This window comes from Massilia haematophila (assembly GCF_042647645.1).
Lineage (GTDB): Bacteria > Pseudomonadota > Gammaproteobacteria > Burkholderiales > Burkholderiaceae_D > Telluria > Telluria haematophila.
On record NZ_JBHRVV010000001.1, the window covers coordinates 1,347,338 to 1,363,417 of the forward strand.

A 16,080-nucleotide genomic window follows, 5' to 3' on the forward strand; every position below is an offset into this window, starting at 1 on the left:
GACCCCATGCAAGCGAACTTCCACCCGGATGGCCCGCGCCTGCTGGCCGACATCGGCGGCACCAACGCCCGTTTCGCGCTCGAGCGCGCGCCCGGCCAGCTCGGCGCCGTGCGCAACCTCGCCTGCGCCGATTACCCGCGCTTCGAGGACGCGGTCGAGGCCTACTTGGCCGGTGTCGGCATCCAGGTCCGCCACGCCGCGGTCGCGATCGCGAACCCGGTCGACGGCGACGCGATCCGCATGACCAACCACGACTGGGCCTTCTCGACCGCGCTGGCGGCGCGCGAACTTGGCCTGGACACCCTGCTGATGGTGAACGACTTCACCGCGCTGGCGATGTCGCTGCCGGCCCTGGGCGCCGATGCGACCGTGCAGGTCGGCGGCGGCGTAGCCCGCCACGGTTGCGCGATCGGCCTGGTCGGCGCAGGCACCGGCCTGGGCGTTTCCGGCCTGGTGCCGACGGCCGACGGATCGTGGACGCCACTGCACAGCGAGGGCGGACACGTGTCCTTTTCGCCGGCGGACGCCCGCGAGGCGGCGGTGCTGCATCATTGCTGGGAACGCTACGAACACGTCTCGGCCGAGCGCCTGGTGTCGGGGCCGGGCATTGCACTCATCCGTGAAGGCCTGGCCGCCAGCCGGCACATGCAGGTCGCCGCCTTGCCGACCGCCGAGATCGTCACACGGGGCCTGGCGGGAGCCGATCCGCTGTGCGTTGAAACCCTCGACTGTTTCGCCGGGATGCTGGGCACGGTCGCGGCCAACCTTGCGGTGACGCTGGGTGCGCGCGGCGGGATATATATAGGTGGGGGCGTGGTGCCGCGGCTCGGCAGCTGGTTCGCGCAGTCCCCGTTCCGCGCACGCTTCGAGAACAAGGGGCGCTTCAGCGGCTTCATGGCGGCGATCCCGACCATCGTGATCACGGCGCCCTGCCCCGCCCTGGCCGGCGCCTCGCGCATGCTGGCGGCGCACCTAGAGGGTCGCGGCGCGGCGCGCGCCAGCGCCGCCGTGCCAAGGGAGAGCGTCCATGTCCACGCCTGAACGGTCGCGCTCGCCCCTGCTGTGGGTCCCCAGCGGCTATTTCACGATGGCCCTCGGATACGTGATGCTCACCAGCGTGACGGCGATCATGTTCAAGAACCTGGGCATGGACAACGGCACGGCCGCCCAGTATTCGAGCCTGCTGATCCTGGCCTACACGGTCAAGCCGCTGTTCGCGCCCTTCGTCGAGATGTACCGCACCAAGAAATTCTTCGTGCTCTGGGCCCAGGCCCTGATCGGCGCCGGTTTCGCCGGCGTGGCGCTGACGATGGCGCTGCCGGGCTACATGACGGTCCTGATGGGGATCTTCTTCGCCCTGTCCTTTATCGGCGCCACCCAGGACATCGCCAGCGACGGCGTGTATGTCACCTCGCTCGACAGCCGCACCCAGTCGCTCTACTGCGGCCTGCAGAGCCTGTCGTGGAATATCGGCCCGATCGTGGCCGCCGGTGGCATGGTCTACCTCAGCGGCTACCTGCACACCCAGGTCTTCGGGCACGACCCGACGGTGTTCGGCCCGGACTGGCTGCAGGCATGGCGCATGATCTTCCTGCTCGTCGGCGGCATCGTGTTGCTGATGGCGCTCTGGCATCTCCGCGTCATGCCGGATGGCGCGCGCGCCGCCGACACCCCGGCCAGCATGCGCGACGCCGGCCGCATCCTGCTCGACGCCTTCGTCACCCTGTTCCAGAAGCGCGGGATCTGGCGCATGCTGGCGTTTGCCTTCCTGTTCCGGCTAAGCATCGGGCTGCTGGAGAAGATCGGGCCCTTCTTCATGGTCGACCCGGCCAGCAAGGGCGGGCTGGGCATGTCGAACGAGATGCTGGGCCTGGTGTACGGCACCTATGGGCTGGCGGCCGTGCTGCTCGGTTCGCTGCTGGGCGGCTGGTACGTGGCGCGGCGCGGACTGAAGGCGACCCTGTTCGTCCTGTGCTGCGCCGTCAACATTCCGAACGTCACCTTCCTGCTGATGAGTATCTACCTGCCCTCCAGCATGCTTCTCATCACGGCGGGCGTGGTGATCGAAAAGTTCTTCTTCGGCTTCGGGGCCGTCGGTTTCATGATCTACCTGATGCACCAGCTGGCGCCGGGCAAGTACACGACCACCCACTACGCCTTCGGTACGGGGGTGATGGGCCTGTGCGGCATGGTGACCGGGGTCGTCAGTGGCCACCTGCAGGAAATGCTGGGCTACGTGCACTATTTCGTCTTCGTGATGATCGCAACGATCCCGTCTTTCCTCGCCACCTGGTTCGCCCCCTTCTACCAGGACGCCGCGGACACACCGGAAAATTGCGCGGCGGACGGCAAGGCGGTGCCGGCATGAGCCCGCTCCAGCTCGCCTCCGTACTGGCCCTCGTGCTGGCCAGCAGCGTCACCCGGGCTGGGCCGGCGCCGGGCATCAAGCTGAACCAGCTCGGCTACCTGCCGCAGTCCAGCAAGCTGGCCATCGTTCCCGCGGGTACGGCCTCGACCTTCGAGGTGCTGTCTTCCGAGGGCAGATTGGTGCTGCGCGGACAGCTGAGCGCACCGGCCGGCTGGGCCCCGGCCGGCGAAACGGTGCGGGTGGCCGATTTCAGCCCGCTGGCGACGCCGGGTACTTACCGCCTGAAGGTGGCCGGCCAGCCGCTGTCGGCCCCGTTCCGGATCCAGCCTTACGCCTACCGTGCGCTCGGCGGCGCCGCGCTGAAGGCTTTCTACATGAACCGCAGCGGCGCCGCCCTGCCCGAGCGTCACGCCGGCCCCTATGCGCGTCCGGCGGGGCATCCGGACGACCGGGTGCTGGTGCATGCCTCGGCGGCCTCGCGCACGCGGCCCGCCGGCTCCGTCCTCGCCGCCGGCAAGGGCTGGTATGACGCCGGCGACTATAACAAGTACATCGCCAGCTCGGCCATCGCCACCTATACGCTGCTGGCGGCCTATGAGCATTTCCCGGACTGGTTCGCCCGGCTGGACGTGAACATCCCCGAGTCGGGCGACGCCGTGCCGGATGTCCTCGACGAGGCGATGTGGAACCTGGAATGGATGCTGGCCATGCAGGACCCGGAGGATGGCGGCGTGTACCACAAGCTGAGCAACCTGCGCTTCGACGGCATGGTGATGCCGCACGAGGCCATGCGCGAGCCGCGCTATGTGGTGCAGAAGAGCACCGCGGCCGCGCTGGGTTTTGCCGCCACCATGGCGACCGCCAGCCGGGTGCTGGCGGGCTACGGCGAGCGCTGGCCCGGCCTGTCGGCCCGGATGCTCGCCGCCGCCGAACGCGCCTGGTCCTGGGCGAAGGCGAGTCCGGAAGTTTACTTCAGGAATCCGCCGGACGTGCTCACCGGGGAGTATGGCGATGCCCGCCTGGACGACGAGTTCGCCTGGGCGGCGGCCGAGCTGTATATCGCCACGGGCAAGGACGACTATTACCTGGCGCTGCAGCCGGAAACGGTGTCGAATACCGTCCCCGCGTGGGACGACGTGCGCGGCCTGGCCTGGATGTCGCTGGCCCACCATCGCGCCCGCCTCACGCCGCTGGCCGACCAGGCGCTGATCGCCAGCCGCATCGACGCCCTGGCGGCGCGCTTCGCGCACGAGGCCCGCAACGGCTACCGGGTCAGCATGAAGGGGGCGGATTTCGTCTGGGGCAGCAATGCCGTGATGCTGAACCAGGCGATGATGCTGGTCCAGGCCTATCGCCTCAACGGCAAGCCCGCGTACCTGGCGGCCGCCCAGTCCAACCTCGACTATGTGCTCGGCCGTAATCCGACCGGGTATTCGTTCGTGACCGGTTTCGGCGCGCGCACGCCCATGCATCCGCATCACCGCCCTTCCCAGGGCGACCGGGTGCAGGCGCCGGTGCCGGGCTTCGTCGTCGGCGGGCCCCAACCCTTCCAGCAGGACAAGGGCGAGTGCCCGCCTTATCCATCGGCGCTCCCCGCGCTGTCCTGGCTCGACCATGCATGCAGCTATGCCAGCAACGAGGTCGCGATCAACTGGAATGCGCCGCTGGTCTACGTCACGGCCGCGGTCTCCTCCCTCACTCCCGAACCAGGACGCGCGAACATGCATGAACAACCCTCCCGCCTGGCGCACATCCTGCGCCAGGAAAGCCTGCTGCAGTTCGACAGCTTCAGCAACGAAGCAGCGCTCGAGATCGGCCTGAAGCTGGTCGACCTGGCGCGCGCCGAAGGCAAGGCGGTGACCGTGGATGTCCGGCGCAACGGCACCCTGCTGTTCGCGCACGGCATGAGCGGCACCACTGCCGACCACGCCGACTGGATCCGGCGCAAGAACAACCTGGTAAACCGCACCGGGCACAGCTCGCATTACATCCATACCGAAGTGAGGGAGAATGGCGGCGACATCGACGCCATGCCGACCTTCGACGTGCGCGAGTATGCCGCCCACGGCGGCGCCTTCCCGGTGGTGGTGCGCGGCACCGGCCTGGTCGGAACGATCACGGTCTCCGGCCTGCCGGGGCCGGACGACCACGCCCTGGTCGTGCGCGCGCTGAAAGCCTACCTGAAGGTCGATGCCGACATCTGAGAGCGAAAGGAGAGACGATGGCAGAGCTCATACGTTGGGGAATCCTCGGCACCGGCGGCATCGCGCGCGCCTTCGCCCATGCGCTGCGGCAGACCCCGGATGCGCGCCTGGTTGCGGTCGGCTCGCGCACGGCCGCAGGCGCCGAGGCCTTTGCGCGCGATTTCGATGCGCGCGCATGCGCTTCGTACGAGGCGCTGGTGGCGGCGCCCGACGTCGACATCGTCTACGTCGCCACGCCCCATCCCATGCATGCCGCCAACGCGCTGCTGGCGCTCGACGCCGGCAAGCCGGTCCTGTGCGAAAAGCCGTTCACGATGAACCTGTGCCAGGCCGAGCAGGTCGTGGCGCTGGCGCGCAGCCGCCAGCTGTTCCTGATGGAAGCGATGTGGAGCCGTTTCATGCCGGCGCTCGCGCAATTGCGGCAAATCGTCGCCAGCGGCGAGATCGGCGAGGTGGGACTGGTACAGGCCGACTTCGGCTTTGCCGCCACCCGCGACCCCGAGCACCGGGTCAACAAGCGCGAGCTGGGCGGCGGGGCGCTGCTCGACCTCGGGATCTATCCGCTGTCGCTTGCCTGCGCACTGCTCGGGCCCGTGCAGGAGGTAAGGGCCCAGGCCGTGATCGGCGACACCGGCGTCGACGTCTGCACGGGCTTCACCATGCTGCACCAGGGCGGCACGATGTCCATCTCGAACTGCACGCTGCGCGCCCGCACACCCTGCGAGCTGACCATTTCCGGCACGCTCGGAAGCGTGCGCATGGACCGCATGTTCCACATGGCGCAGTCGCTGACGGTGACGAACGCCGATGGCGCCACGCGCAGCGTCGCTGCGCCCTTCCTGGGCAACGGCTATGTCCATGAGGCCATCGCCGCAGGCGAAGCGCTGCGCGCCGGGCGCATCGAACACCCCTTGATGACGCACGACGACACCCTGGCCGGGATGCGCATCCTGGACGAGATCCGCGTCCAGATCGGGCTGCGCTACGAAGCCGACCAGGCCGGAGCGGCCTAACCCTCGTCGTTCTCCCTGTCCTTGCCCGACTTGAGGATCTCGTCGTGGCGTTCGTTGTCGCTCTTGTGCAGGTAGGCCGCCGTGGTCGCGATGTTGGCGTGGCCGGCGGTGTCCTGCAGGGTCTTGAGCTGGACCCCGTTGTTGGCGTGGTTGGTCAGCATGCTGTGGCGCAGCCAGTGCACCGAGGCGTGGCGCAAGGACGCCGCCGAATCGCCGTCGCCCTGGCGCGCCGCAAGGTCCGCGGCCTCGGCAAAGACCGCCTTGAGCGCTTCGCCGGCGGCTTCGTCCGAGAGACGGGTGACGGCCCGGCTCCTGCTCGACAGCACCAGCGGCATGCGGTCGGCGCGGCTGGTCTCGGGCGCCAGGTCGAAAGCCTCGCGGTAGCGCCGGAAGGCCTCGAGCATCTGCGGCGGCACCGGCAGCCGGCGCGCCTTGTTGCCCTTGCCGATCACGTCCAGCCACCAGCGTCCTTTTCCTTCGCTGTAGATCGACCCCATCGCGGCGCCGACGATCTCGTTCAGGCGCGCCCCGGTCTGGGCGAACGCGATCAGCAGGAAGCGGTCGCGTTCGCGCCGGCGCAAGGCCGCCGGCGCATCGGCCGGGCGCGCCGAGACGGTGGCGATCGCCAGCGCGATCGCCTGCGGCGTGAGGTAACGGGTGATGCGGCTGCTGGTCGGCGTGCGCACGTTGCGCACCAGGGCGCCGGGATTGCGGCGCAGGTAACCGGTCTGCTCGGCAAAGGCCAGCAGCCCCTTGACTGCGATCATGGCCTGGCGCCGGCTCGGGTCCGACAGCGGCCCGGTAAACGGACGGTAGCGCGGGTCGCTGCGCGGCCACTTGGTGGTCGAGATCCAGTCCGGCGGCGGATTGCGCAGGAACTCCTTGTAGGCGTTGAGGTCGGCCACGTTCAGCTGGGCCAGGGTCTTCTTCGCCTCCTCGCGGCACCAGGTCAGGAAGCGGTACAGCTCCTTTTGCGAATTGGCGATGGATTTCGGCGTCAGCTCGCCGTTGGCGATGAACTCGCGCGCGATCTCGATGTCAGTTTGGGCTTCCGTGATCGGATCGTCGGCCATCCTGAACATCTTGACGTCGAGCCGGCCGCTGGCCGGGCCTGTCTCCTGGTCGGGTGCGCTGGGGCCGAGGTCGAGCGGAATGAATTTCGTCATGGTGAAGCATGTATACTGTATGGATATACAGTATAGCAAACGCATTGCAACTGCGATACGTCCGCAGCCATGCTACCCTCCGCATTGGTCTTTCCATTATGCCAAGGAGCGTAAGCACATGAACCCGATCCAGCTGAACGACAGCGATGCCCTCCTGGTCATCGACATGCAGAACGACTTCCTCCCCGGCGGCAGCCTGGGCGTGCCCCGCGGCGACGAGGTGCTGGCCCCGATCAATGCCCTGATGGCCCTGTTCGCCGCACGCCAGCTCCCGGTGTACGCCTCGCGCGACTGGCACCCGGCCGACCACTGCTCGTTTGCCGCGCGCGGCGGACCGTGGCCGCCGCACTGCGTGGCCGAGACCGAAGGCGCGGCCTTTTCGCAGGAGCTGGTCCTGCCGGCCAATACCGTGACCATCTCGAAAGCCGACCAGCCCGACAGCGACGCCTATTCCGCCTTCAACGGCACCGCGCTGGCCGAGCACCTGCGCCAGCATGGCGTCACGCGGGTCTTCGTCTGCGGCCTGGCCACCGATTATTGCGTGCTCAATACGGTGATCGATGCGCGCGCGGAGGGATTCGAGGCCGTCGTGCTGCCGGAGGCGATGCGCGCCGTCGATGTCGCCGCCGGCGACGGCGACCGGGCGATCGCGCGCATGGCCGGGCTCGGGGCCCAGGTGGCCGAACTGGCGGCATTCGAGGACTTGATGCCGGCCCCGTCGGCGCAGGGCGCGCCCATGCAGGCGTAAAAAAAACCGGCCGCGGCAACGCCGGCAGCCGGTTTCGCGCTCCATGCCGGCCAGCGCCGGCACGGAGCGGTGTCATTCCATCCGGATCAGTTCGGCTTCAGTTCGGCTTGTTCAGCAGCGAGCGCGAACGTGCATAGCCGAAGTACACCACCAGGCCCAGCACCAGCCAGATGGCGAAGGCGACCCAGGTATGCCAGCTCAGGAAGGACATCAGCACCAGGCAGAAGATGATGGCCAGCGCCGGCACGATCGGGACGCCCGGGCAACGGAAGGCGCGCGGCAGGTCCGGACGGGTCTTGCGCAGCACGATGACGGCGACCGAGACCAGCGAGAACGCGGCCAGCGTGCCGATGTTGACCAGCTCGGCGAGCACGCCCAGCGGGACCACGGCGGCGATCAGGCCGAAGATGATGCCGACCATCCAGGTGGCGAAGTACGGGGTGCCGTATTTCGGGTGCACGGTCGAGAACTTCTTCGGCAGCAGGCCGTCGCGCGACATGGCGAACAGGATGCGGGTCTGGCCATAGGCCATGACCAGGATCACGGTGCTCATGCCCAGGATGGCAGCCAGGTCGACGAAGCCGGCGACCCAGTCCTGGCCGGCGTATTGCAGCGCCAGCGACACCGGGTGGTCGACGCCCTCGAATTTCGGGAACGGGACGATGCCGGTCATGATGCCGGACACCAGGACGTACAGGATGGTGCAGACGATCAGCGAGCCGATGATGCCGATCGGCAGGTCGCGGGTCGGATTCTTCACTTCCTCCGCCGCGGAGGTCACGGCGTCGAAACCGATGAAGGCGAAGAACACCAGGGCGGCGGCGCTCATCACGCTACCCATGCCGAACGGCATGAACGGGGTCCAGTTGTCCGGCTTGACGTAGAACACGCCGACACAGATGAACAGGATCACCACGCCGGTCTTGATCGCCACCATGATGTTGTTGACCCGCGCCGACTCGCGCACGCCGAGCGAGAGCATGAAGGTCAGGACCATCATGATCAGGAAGGCCGGCAGGTTGAACAGGGTGTTGACGCCCGGGATCGCGCCAGGGGCGGCGCGCAAGGCTTCGGGCAGCACGATGCCGATCCCCTTCAGGAGCGACTGGAAGTAACCGGACCAGCCCACCGCGACCGTCGAGGTGGCCAGGCCGTATTCCAGCAACAGGTCCCAGCCGATCATCCAGGCCACGATTTCGCCCAGGGTCACATAGGAATAGGTGTAGATCGAGCCGGCCACCGGCACGCTGGAGGCGAATTCGGCATAGCACAGGGCTGCGAAGCCGCAGGCGACGGCGGCGATGATGAAGGAAACCGTCAGCGCCGGGCCGGCCGTGACCGCGCCGGTGCCGGTCAGCACGAAGATGCCCGTGCCGACAATCGCCCCGATACCCATCATGATCAGGTCCATCGGTCCGAGGACCTTCTTCAATCCGCCCGCGGTGCGGCTGCCCGCCACCATGGCATCGAGGTTTTTCGTCCTAAAAATACTCACTACACATTCTCCTGTTTTGCATTGTCGTCTCCCGTCGGAAGGCTGCCGGCTCGTGACCGGCCCACCTTTCCCGCTTTCCTGCAGCCTTGCCTTTTGTATTGCCGGCCCCATATCGGTGCGGGTGTCCTCCTCCGCCCGCGGCTTGCGCCAGCGGCACCGCCTGCGTTATCGCCGGATAAAAAGAAAGCGCCTGCGATGCCGCCAGGCGCCTATCGATTCACCACGCTCGCCGCCGTGTCCTTACAGGCACGCGCCGGCGGTCACATTCGGCGTTAACTTTCAGCGATAACAATAAGCCAGCACATCCGCATTATTGCTCCGTCAACCCCTGTTGAGCAAGCGCCCGCCGAACCGCATCGGCCTCCGGCTCGCCTTTTTCGATGGCTTCATAGTATTGCTTCGCCTGGGAACGGGTGATATGGGGCGGCAGAGGCGGAATATTCGCTTCGCTGACCACATCGAGGACGAAGGGTTTGTTGGCCGAGAATGCGGCATCCAGCGCCGGCCCGATCTCCTCAGGCCGCTCGACGCGGACCCCGTCCAGGCCGAGCAGGCGGGCATAATCGGCATAGGCCACGTCCGGCAACTCCTGGGACGCTTCGAATTTCGGTTCGCCGGCCATGCCGCGCATCTCCCAGGTCACGAAGTTCAGGTCGCGGTTGTTCAGCACCAGCACGACCAGGCGCGGATCGCTCCATTCCTGCCAGTGGCGCGCGATCGTGATCAGGCAGTTCATGCCGTTCATCTGCATCGCGCCATCGCCCACCAGGGCCACCACCAGCCGCCCCGGATGCGCCATCTTGGCCGCGAATGCATACGGCATGGCCGAACCCATGGTCGCCAGCCCGCCCGAGAGCGAGCCCATCATGCGCGAGCGCGCCCGGATGTCGAGCGCATACCAGGCGGTGGTCGAGCCCGAGTCGCCGGCCAGGATCGCGTCCTCGGGCAGGCGCTGCGACAGTTCCCAGAACGCGCGCTGGGGATTCAGTTCGGGCGTCTCCAGCATCGCCTGGCGTTCGAGCACCTGCCAGCTGTCGCGCACCTTCTGTTCGATCCGCTCGCGCCAGCCGCGGTCCTGCTTGCGCTCGAGCAGCGGAATCAGCGCCCGCAGCGTGGACCTGGCGTCGCCGATCAGGTTGGTCTCCATCGGATAGCGCAGGCTGACCATCTTCGGGTCGATGTCGATCTGGACCCCGCGCGCCTGGTCTTCCTCGGGCAGGAACTCGGAGTACGGAAAGCTCGATCCGACCATCAGCAGGGTGTCGCACTCGTTCATCATGTCGAAGCTGGCGCGGGTGCCGATGATGCCGATCGATCCGGTCACGAAGGGCAGCTCGTCGGGCACCGTCATCTTGCCCAGCAGGGCCTTGGCGATGCCGGCGCCCAGTAATTCGGCGACCTCGACCAGTTCGGCCGCCGCCCCGTGCGCGCCGGCGCCGGCTAGGATCGCGACGCGTTTGCCCCCGTTCAGGATGTCGGCCGCCTCGCGCAGCGCCGATGGTGGCGGCACTTCGGCGAAGGACAAGGTGCCGATGCCCGACAGGACATTGCCGTGCTGGCGGGGCGGCGTCGCCACCGCCTCTTCGTCCTGCAGGTCGGCGGGCACGATGATGCAGCAGACGGTGCGCTCGCTGCGCGCGGTGCGCATGGCGCGGTCGACCAGGTGGCGGATCTGTCCGGCGGTGGTGGCCATCTGCACGAAGGCGCCGGCGACGTCCTTGAACAGGGTGACCAGGTCGACCTCCTGCTGGTAGCTGCCGCCGAGCGAGGCGCGCTTCTGCTGGCCGACGATCGCCACCACCGGCTGGTGGTCGAGCTTGGCGTCGTAGAGGCCGTTGAGCAGGTGGATGGCGCCGGGCCCCGAGGTGGCCATGCAGACCCCGACCTCGCCGGTGTACTTGGCGTGGGCGCAGGCCATGAAGGCGGCCAGTTCCTCGTGGCGGGTCTGGACGAAGCGGATGCGGTCCTGGCGCCGCATGGCGGCCAGGATGCCGTTGATGCCGTCGCCGGGATAGCCATAGATGCGCCCCACCCGCCATTCGTCGAGCCGTTGCAGAAGAAAATCGCCTACCGTCATTGTCATTCGTGTCTCCCGGAGAATGGGCCGATCCCCATGCGGCGAGCATAACACCGGTCCCATGCGACGACCACACCTTACCCGGGAACTACGGACGTCGCCCGCTCCGGGCACGGGACCGCAGGAAGACCCAGCCATACAGGAGCAGGTTGACGATCACGACCGCGGCCGCCAGCGCCAATTGCAGCTCGCGCGTCAGCCCGGCCGGATACAGCAGGCGCAGCACATGGTGTTCGATGAAGCCGCCCTCGTAGCCGGCCAGTCCGGCACGCACGCGCAGCAGGTTTTCCCAGGCCGTCAACGGGCAACCGCGGCCGCTGAACTCCACGAAGAAGCCCCAGGCCGCGGCCGGCAAGTGCAGCCAGGCCAGCACGGGCCGGCGCGCCACCAGCAGCGCGCCGAACACGACGAACAGCACAAAGGCCAGGTGCAGCAACAGGACCGCGGTGGCAGCCAGCGCGTCGCTCATACCGGCCCGTCATGCCCACGCCGCCCTGCCCCGGCATGGGGCTGCAGCCGCTCAACGCGGCACGGCCTCGTCCAATGCGGGAGCGGCGGCGGCCGCACCGTCCTGCGCGGCGCGCGTCGCGGACCCGACGCAATCGCCGGCGAACCCGGCCAGGCGCGCGATCGCCTCGCGCGCCGAGCGCAAGTAAAAGGCCTGCAGGTGAAAGACATGCCAACGCCCCTCGTATTCCTCGAGCAGGCATGATACGCCACAGTGCGCGGCATGCGCGGCCAGGCGCAGCACGTCGCCATGCAGGATTTCCTGGTCGCCGACCTGGACCAGCATCGGCGGCAGGCCATGCAGCGAGCATGCCAGCGGCGCGTGCACACCCGCGTCCGGCGGGCAGCCGTACCAGGCCAGGCCCTGGGCCACCCAGGCCTTCCTTACCATCGGATCGACGCGGGCGCGGCTGGCAACCGTCGCGCCATCGAGCCGCGGGTCGGCCACCGGGGATACCAGCGCCAGCCCGGCCGGCAGCGGCCGGCCCAGGTCGCGCAGGCGCAGCGCCAGCGCCAACGCCAGCGAGGCGCCGGCCGAGTCGCCCGCGAACACGATGTCGCCGGGGGCGGCCCCGCTGTCGAGCAAAGCCTGGTAGCAGGTTTCCGCATCGTCGAGCGCGGCCGGATACGGGTGCTCGGGAGCGAGGCGGTACTCGGGCGCCCAGACCGTCATGCCCGCGTCGCGCGCCAGCCGCGTGGTGATGCTGCGGTGGGTCGCCGGGCTGCCCAGGCAGAAGGCGCCGCCGTGCAGATACAGGATCACGCCGCGCCGCGCCGGCCGGCGCGCGTCCTCGCGCGGCGCATGGATTTCCACCGGCACGCCATGGTAGCGCCGGCGCTGACAATGCACGCCTCCCACCCCCGGCATCAGCGGCGCGAGCAGGCCCACCAGCGCACGCTGCGTGCCGGCGCCCAGGGGCGGCCCGATCAAGGGCTTGAAGCAGGTGCGCAGGAACGCACGCTGGAATGCCGCCTGCAGGCGCTCGCCGGTGGCGGACGGCGCCTTGATGCGTAGCGCGCCGGGGTGTCCGGGCAGCGCTGCGGCGAAGCGGTAGGCGGCCAGGCTGGCACGGCGCGCGAGCCAGCTGTAGCTGAAGCTGAATCCGGGCCAGTTCGCGCTGTTGCGTCCGTGCCGGTCCAGGTACCAGCTGCTGCAGCCGTTCCAGACGGCGGCGTCGAGCCGCGCGTGCAGCCTGGCGTTGAAATCCCGGTGCGTGGCGGCGCCGACCTCGACGGTCGTGGCGCCGGCCTTCCGCATCGCGCGCAGGCAGCGCATGATGTGTGCGACCTGGCTTTCGAGCATGTAGACGATCGAGTTGTGGCCGAGATTGGTATTTGGCCCATACAACATGAAAAAGTTCGGGAAGCCCGGCACCGTGATGCCGAGGTAGGCCGTGGCGCCGTTGCGCCACGCCGTGTTCAGGTCGAGCCCGCCGCGGCCGGCGACGCGCATCGGCGCCAGGAAGTCGCTCGCCGCAAAGCCGGTGCCGTAGATGATCGCATCGACCCGGTGCAGCGTGCCGTCGGCGGTCTCGACGCCTTCCGGGACGATGCGCCGGACCGCATCGTCGACCAGCCTGACGTTTGGCCGGGCGAAGGTCGCCAGGTAGTCGTCGGACAGCAGGACGCGCTTGCAGCCGATCGGGTAGTCCGGCGCCAGGCGCGCGCGCAGCGCCGGATCCGGGACGTCGCGCGCCAGCATGCGCCGGAAGGGTTGGCCGACGGCGAAATGCATGATGCCCTTCAGGCGGGTGAAAGCCAGCGCCCGCGACTCGTATTTTGCATAGATGAGCGCGCGATGCAGGCGCATGGCCGGCGGCAGGTGGCGGAACAGGCGTTTGCGCCAGGCCGGGTAGGCCCGGTCGCCGCGCGCGATCAGGTAGGCAGGCGAACGCTGGAAGACCAGCAGGTCGGCGACCTGGCCCGCGATCGCCGGCACGAACTGGGTGGCCGAGGCCCCGGTGCCGATCACGGCGACCCGCTTGCCTTGCAGTGGAAAGGCATGATCCCAGTTGGCCGAATGAAAGCTGCGCCCACGGAAGGCGCCGATGCCTTCGATGCGCGGCATGGCCGGCCGGCTGAGCAGGCCGGTGGCGGTCACCACGGTCCGGGCGTGCAGGCAGGCGCCCGCCTCGGTGCGCAGCTCCCAGAGAGCGCGCGCCTCGTCGAAGCAGGCATCCGCGACCGCATGCCCGAAGTGGATGTACGGCATCAGGCCGAAGTGCTGGGCGCAGTCGCGCAGGTAGGCGTGGATCTCGGGTTGCGTTGCAAAGCGATGCGACCAGTCCGGATTCGGCGCAAACGAAAACGAATACAGGTGCGATGGCACATCGCAGGCGGCGCCGGGATAGCTGTTGTCGCGCCACACGCCGCCGACCTCGCTCGCTTTCTCGAGGATCAGGAAACGCCGGTTTCCGGCACGCAGCAAGGCAATGCCCATGCAGATGCCGCCAAAGCCGGCGCCGATGACGAGGGTGTCGAGCGGCGCCTCGAGCGTCGTCGCGGGCAGGCCGCACGGGCCGGACGCGCCGGCGGCCCACGTGGCGCGCGCGGGAGGGTGCGTTGTCATGGTCTGTCTCCAGGTCGAGCGAACTGCGCCGCTTTCTTGTGGTTTCCGTAAAGATACTACGAATGCGGCGGCATCGGCTTGATTCGGCTGCTGGCGCGGCTAGTGTAGGATCTCGATGTTGCGGCCGGCCCAAGGCTTGCCGCGGGTCCCTCATGCAGCTTGTATCCTGTACCCCGTATCATGCACCTTGTACCATGCACCATGGATGGTGGAGAAAGATGATGTTGTTTAAAAACGCTTTGTACGCGCTGGCCCCGGCATTGGTCGCCCTGCCCCTGGCAGCGGGCGCCGCCCAACCGGTCATCGAGGTCTACAAGACCGCCACCTGCGGCTGCTGCAAGCAGTGGGTGAAGCACCTGGAACAGAACGGTTTCACGGTCAAGGCCCAGGACGTCGCGAACCCGGGCGACTACCGCGCCAAATTCGGCATCGCGGACCAGCATGCGTCCTGCCATACCGCCCGGGTCCAGGGGTACGCCGTCGAAGGCCATGTACCGGCTTCGGACATCAAGCGCATGCTGGGGACCAGGCCGCAAGCGGTGGGCCTTGCCGTTCCCGGCATGCCGATGGGCTCGCCCGGCATGGAAGGCGCCCACAGCGATCCGTACGAAGTGCTGCTGGTGAAGAAGGACGGCTCGACCAGCGTCTACAAGCGTTACCGCTGAACGCTTGCGGCGTGCTCCTACACGGTCTTGCTGAAGTCGCCGATGGCGCGCATCGATCCAAGGCGCATAATCGACAGTATTCGCTTAACTGGAGGAATACGATGAATGCACAGGCTACAGGTAACGGCGGCCGGGAAGGCGACGCCGCGTCCACCACGATCGGCGTCGGCGGCGTCACCAGCGGCCAGAGCGGCGCCACGCCCAGCCACGAAACCCAGGCCGAGACCGGCGGCAGCGGCGGCGAGCAGCTGACCGGCAACCAGGAGCAGGGTCAGGAGCAGAAGCAGGCCCGCGGTCCGGCTTCGGCTGCGCCTGCCGGGAAGGCGGCGAAGCCGGGTGAGGATCCGGCGCCGCCGCGGTCCGCCGGATCGGTGCCGGACGCATCGGAGAGCAGCATGCAGAGCGGCGCCCGCGGCGCCTTCGATACCCGCTCGGCCCAGGGCGGCGGCACCGGCACCGGGCTGGGCTCGCCGGAAAGCGGCGCCAACCAGTCCGAGCGGGACCTGCCGCCGCCATCGTCGAGCCAGGGCGACGCCCTCTGAGGACGCCTCCCGGATCCAGCGGCCGCGCTCAGTAGGTTAGACGCGGCCGGACTGGCCTTCCTCGAGCTTGATGGTGCCGTGTTCGCCCGGATCGACGTCCGGGGTGCTGCCGGTCACGGCCGCCTTCGCCATCTGGAACAGGCGCACCATCTTGCTGTCGTTCGAATCCCAGTACTCGGCGCTGTGCGGCGCCACGCGCACCAGCACCACGTGCTCGTCGTCGGGTCCGTGCGGGAACCAGGCCTGGACCATCGGATTCCACAGTGCGCGGATGCGTTCGCGGTCGACCACGCGCTCGGCGGTACCGCTGATCGAGACGTACAGGCTGTCGTCCGGCTGGGCGAAGCTGACGTTCACCTCGGGCTGCAGCACGATGTTCTGCCACAGCGGCGTGTGGATCGAGGTATAGAACCACAGGCCGCCCTGCTCGTCGGTGTCCTGGTTGGTCATCGGGTGGCTGATCAGGTGCCCGTGCGCGTCGACGGTGGTGAACATCGCGAAGCGCATGGTGCGGATCTTGTCGGCCAGCGCGGCGGCCTGGGCGGAAGCGTTCGTTGTGGACATGGCATTCCCTTGTAAGTTGGCGAAAGCACCATCCTAGTCCGCCACGGATGGAATATCGGTGCGGCGGCGAACGCAAGCGCACAGCAGCGAGCTGCGGTGCGTTCTCGCGGCGGCGGTCCCGAACGACCGGTTCCGACCGGTTCCGAACGGTCCTGCGCGCGG

13 protein-coding genes are annotated in these 16,080 nt (G+C 68.3%); 7 read left to right on the forward strand and 6 right to left on the reverse strand.

The window, feature by feature from the left end; genetic code table 11:
- Positions 1–6: 6 nt before the first annotated feature.
- From ACFOPH_RS06055 to ACFOPH_RS06070, 4 genes are read left to right on the forward strand one after another with little or no spacing between them, the layout of a single operon-like run.
- A complete protein-coding gene (locus tag ACFOPH_RS06055) occupies positions 7–1,041 on the forward strand; it encodes a glucokinase (RefSeq protein ID WP_379734172.1) in 1,035 nt (344 codons plus the stop codon).
- Positions 1,028–2,368, forward strand: a complete 1,341-nt coding sequence (locus tag ACFOPH_RS06060; protein WP_379734174.1) for an MFS transporter — start codon at positions 1,028–1,030, stop codon at positions 2,366–2,368. Before ACFOPH_RS06055 ends, ACFOPH_RS06060 begins: the two co-directional genes overlap by 14 nt.
- The gene (locus ACFOPH_RS06065) at positions 2,365–4,572 is read left to right on the forward strand and encodes a heme-degrading domain-containing protein (protein WP_379734176.1); all 2,208 of its coding nucleotides are present in this window, start codon (positions 2,365–2,367) and stop codon (positions 4,570–4,572) included. Before ACFOPH_RS06060 ends, ACFOPH_RS06065 begins: the two co-directional genes overlap by 4 nt.
- Before the next feature lie 17 nt (positions 4,573–4,589).
- Entirely contained in the window at positions 4,590–5,585 is a 996-nt protein-coding gene (locus tag ACFOPH_RS06070; protein ID WP_312552079.1) for a Gfo/Idh/MocA family protein, read from the forward strand.
- On the opposite strand, the gene ACFOPH_RS06075 is transcribed toward ACFOPH_RS06070, so the two are convergent.
- On the reverse strand, positions 5,582–6,751 hold the full coding sequence (locus ACFOPH_RS06075; RefSeq protein ID WP_312552078.1) for a tyrosine-type recombinase/integrase: 1,170 nt from the start codon (positions 6,749–6,751) through the stop codon (positions 5,582–5,584). The two genes, ACFOPH_RS06070 and ACFOPH_RS06075, sit on opposite strands and share 4 nt — an antisense overlap.
- 118 nt (positions 6,752–6,869) lie before the next feature.
- Here ACFOPH_RS06075 and ACFOPH_RS06080 point away from each other — a divergent pair, with 118 nt between their 5' ends.
- Positions 6,870–7,499 carry a nicotinamidase gene (locus tag ACFOPH_RS06080; protein WP_379734178.1) on the forward strand — a complete coding sequence of 210 codons (630 nt, stop codon included), beginning with the start codon at positions 6,870–6,872 and terminating at the stop codon, positions 7,497–7,499.
- A 97-nt stretch (positions 7,500–7,596) separates the two neighbouring features.
- On the opposite strand, the gene ACFOPH_RS06085 is transcribed toward ACFOPH_RS06080, so the two are convergent.
- From ACFOPH_RS06085 to ACFOPH_RS06100, 4 genes are all read right to left on the reverse strand, one after another.
- Positions 7,597–8,994 carry an amino acid permease gene (locus tag ACFOPH_RS06085; RefSeq protein WP_312552075.1) on the reverse strand — a complete coding sequence of 466 codons (1,398 nt, stop codon included), beginning with the start codon at positions 8,992–8,994 and terminating at the stop codon, positions 7,597–7,599.
- A gap of 310 nt (positions 8,995–9,304) precedes the next feature.
- Complete coding sequence (locus ACFOPH_RS06090; RefSeq protein ID WP_312552074.1) at positions 9,305–11,077, reverse strand: thiamine pyrophosphate-requiring protein; 1,773 nt, start codon at positions 11,075–11,077, stop codon at positions 9,305–9,307.
- Positions 11,078–11,159: 82 nt separating this feature from the next.
- Entirely contained in the window at positions 11,160–11,540 is a 381-nt protein-coding gene (locus ACFOPH_RS06095; RefSeq protein ID WP_379734181.1) for a DUF2784 domain-containing protein, read from the reverse strand.
- A gap of 51 nt (positions 11,541–11,591) precedes the next feature.
- The gene (locus tag ACFOPH_RS06100) at positions 11,592–14,147 is read right to left on the reverse strand and encodes a flavin-containing monooxygenase (protein ID WP_379734183.1); all 2,556 of its coding nucleotides are present in this window, start codon (positions 14,145–14,147) and stop codon (positions 11,592–11,594) included.
- 218 nt (positions 14,148–14,365) lie between these two features.
- Between ACFOPH_RS06100 and ACFOPH_RS06105 the strand changes: the two genes are divergently transcribed.
- Both ACFOPH_RS06105 and ACFOPH_RS06110 read left to right on the forward strand, forming a co-directional pair.
- Positions 14,366–14,812: a DUF411 domain-containing protein gene (locus ACFOPH_RS06105; protein ID WP_379734185.1), complete on the forward strand. Its 447-nt coding sequence runs from the start codon at positions 14,366–14,368 to the stop codon at positions 14,810–14,812.
- A 101-nt stretch (positions 14,813–14,913) separates the two neighbouring features.
- A complete protein-coding gene (locus ACFOPH_RS06110) occupies positions 14,914–15,354 on the forward strand; it encodes a hypothetical protein (RefSeq protein ID WP_379734187.1) in 441 nt (146 codons plus the stop codon).
- A 36-nt stretch (positions 15,355–15,390) separates the two neighbouring features.
- Here ACFOPH_RS06110 and ACFOPH_RS06115 read toward each other — a convergent pair whose 3' ends face one another.
- Positions 15,391–15,918 carry a pyridoxamine 5'-phosphate oxidase family protein gene (locus ACFOPH_RS06115; protein WP_312552719.1) on the reverse strand — a complete coding sequence of 176 codons (528 nt, stop codon included), beginning with the start codon at positions 15,916–15,918 and terminating at the stop codon, positions 15,391–15,393.
- Positions 15,919–16,080 lie beyond the last annotated feature (162 nt).

What these genes read in the sequence shown, in the direction of transcription:
- ACFOPH_RS06055 (WP_379734172.1), top strand. Translation starts at nt 7, where the DNA reads ATGCAAGCGAACTTCCACCCGGATGGCCCGCGCCTGCTGGCCGACATC.
- ACFOPH_RS06095 (WP_379734181.1), bottom strand. Translation starts at nt 11,540, where the DNA reads ATGAGCGACGCGCTGGCTGCCACCGCGGTCCTGTTGCTGCACCTGGCC.
- ACFOPH_RS06110 (WP_379734187.1), top strand. Translation starts at nt 14,914, where the DNA reads ATGAATGCACAGGCTACAGGTAACGGCGGCCGGGAAGGCGACGCCGCG.
- ACFOPH_RS06060 (WP_379734174.1), top strand. Translation starts at nt 1,028, where the DNA reads ATGTCCACGCCTGAACGGTCGCGCTCGCCCCTGCTGTGGGTCCCCAGC.
- ACFOPH_RS06070 (WP_312552079.1), top strand. Translation starts at nt 4,590, where the DNA reads ATGGCAGAGCTCATACGTTGGGGAATCCTCGGCACCGGCGGCATCGCG.
- ACFOPH_RS06065 (WP_379734176.1), top strand. Translation starts at nt 2,365, where the DNA reads ATGAGCCCGCTCCAGCTCGCCTCCGTACTGGCCCTCGTGCTGGCCAGC.
- ACFOPH_RS06090 (WP_312552074.1), bottom strand. Translation starts at nt 11,077, where the DNA reads ATGACAATGACGGTAGGCGATTTTCTTCTGCAACGGCTCGACGAATGG.
- ACFOPH_RS06100 (WP_379734183.1), bottom strand. Translation starts at nt 14,147, where the DNA reads ATGACAACGCACCCTCCCGCGCGCGCCACGTGGGCCGCCGGCGCGTCC.
- ACFOPH_RS06075 (WP_312552078.1), bottom strand. Translation starts at nt 6,751, where the DNA reads ATGACGAAATTCATTCCGCTCGACCTCGGCCCCAGCGCACCCGACCAG.
- ACFOPH_RS06115 (WP_312552719.1), bottom strand. Translation starts at nt 15,918, where the DNA reads ATGTCCACAACGAACGCTTCCGCCCAGGCCGCCGCGCTGGCCGACAAG.
- ACFOPH_RS06080 (WP_379734178.1), top strand. Translation starts at nt 6,870, where the DNA reads ATGAACCCGATCCAGCTGAACGACAGCGATGCCCTCCTGGTCATCGAC.
- ACFOPH_RS06105 (WP_379734185.1), top strand. Translation starts at nt 14,366, where the DNA reads ATGATGTTGTTTAAAAACGCTTTGTACGCGCTGGCCCCGGCATTGGTC.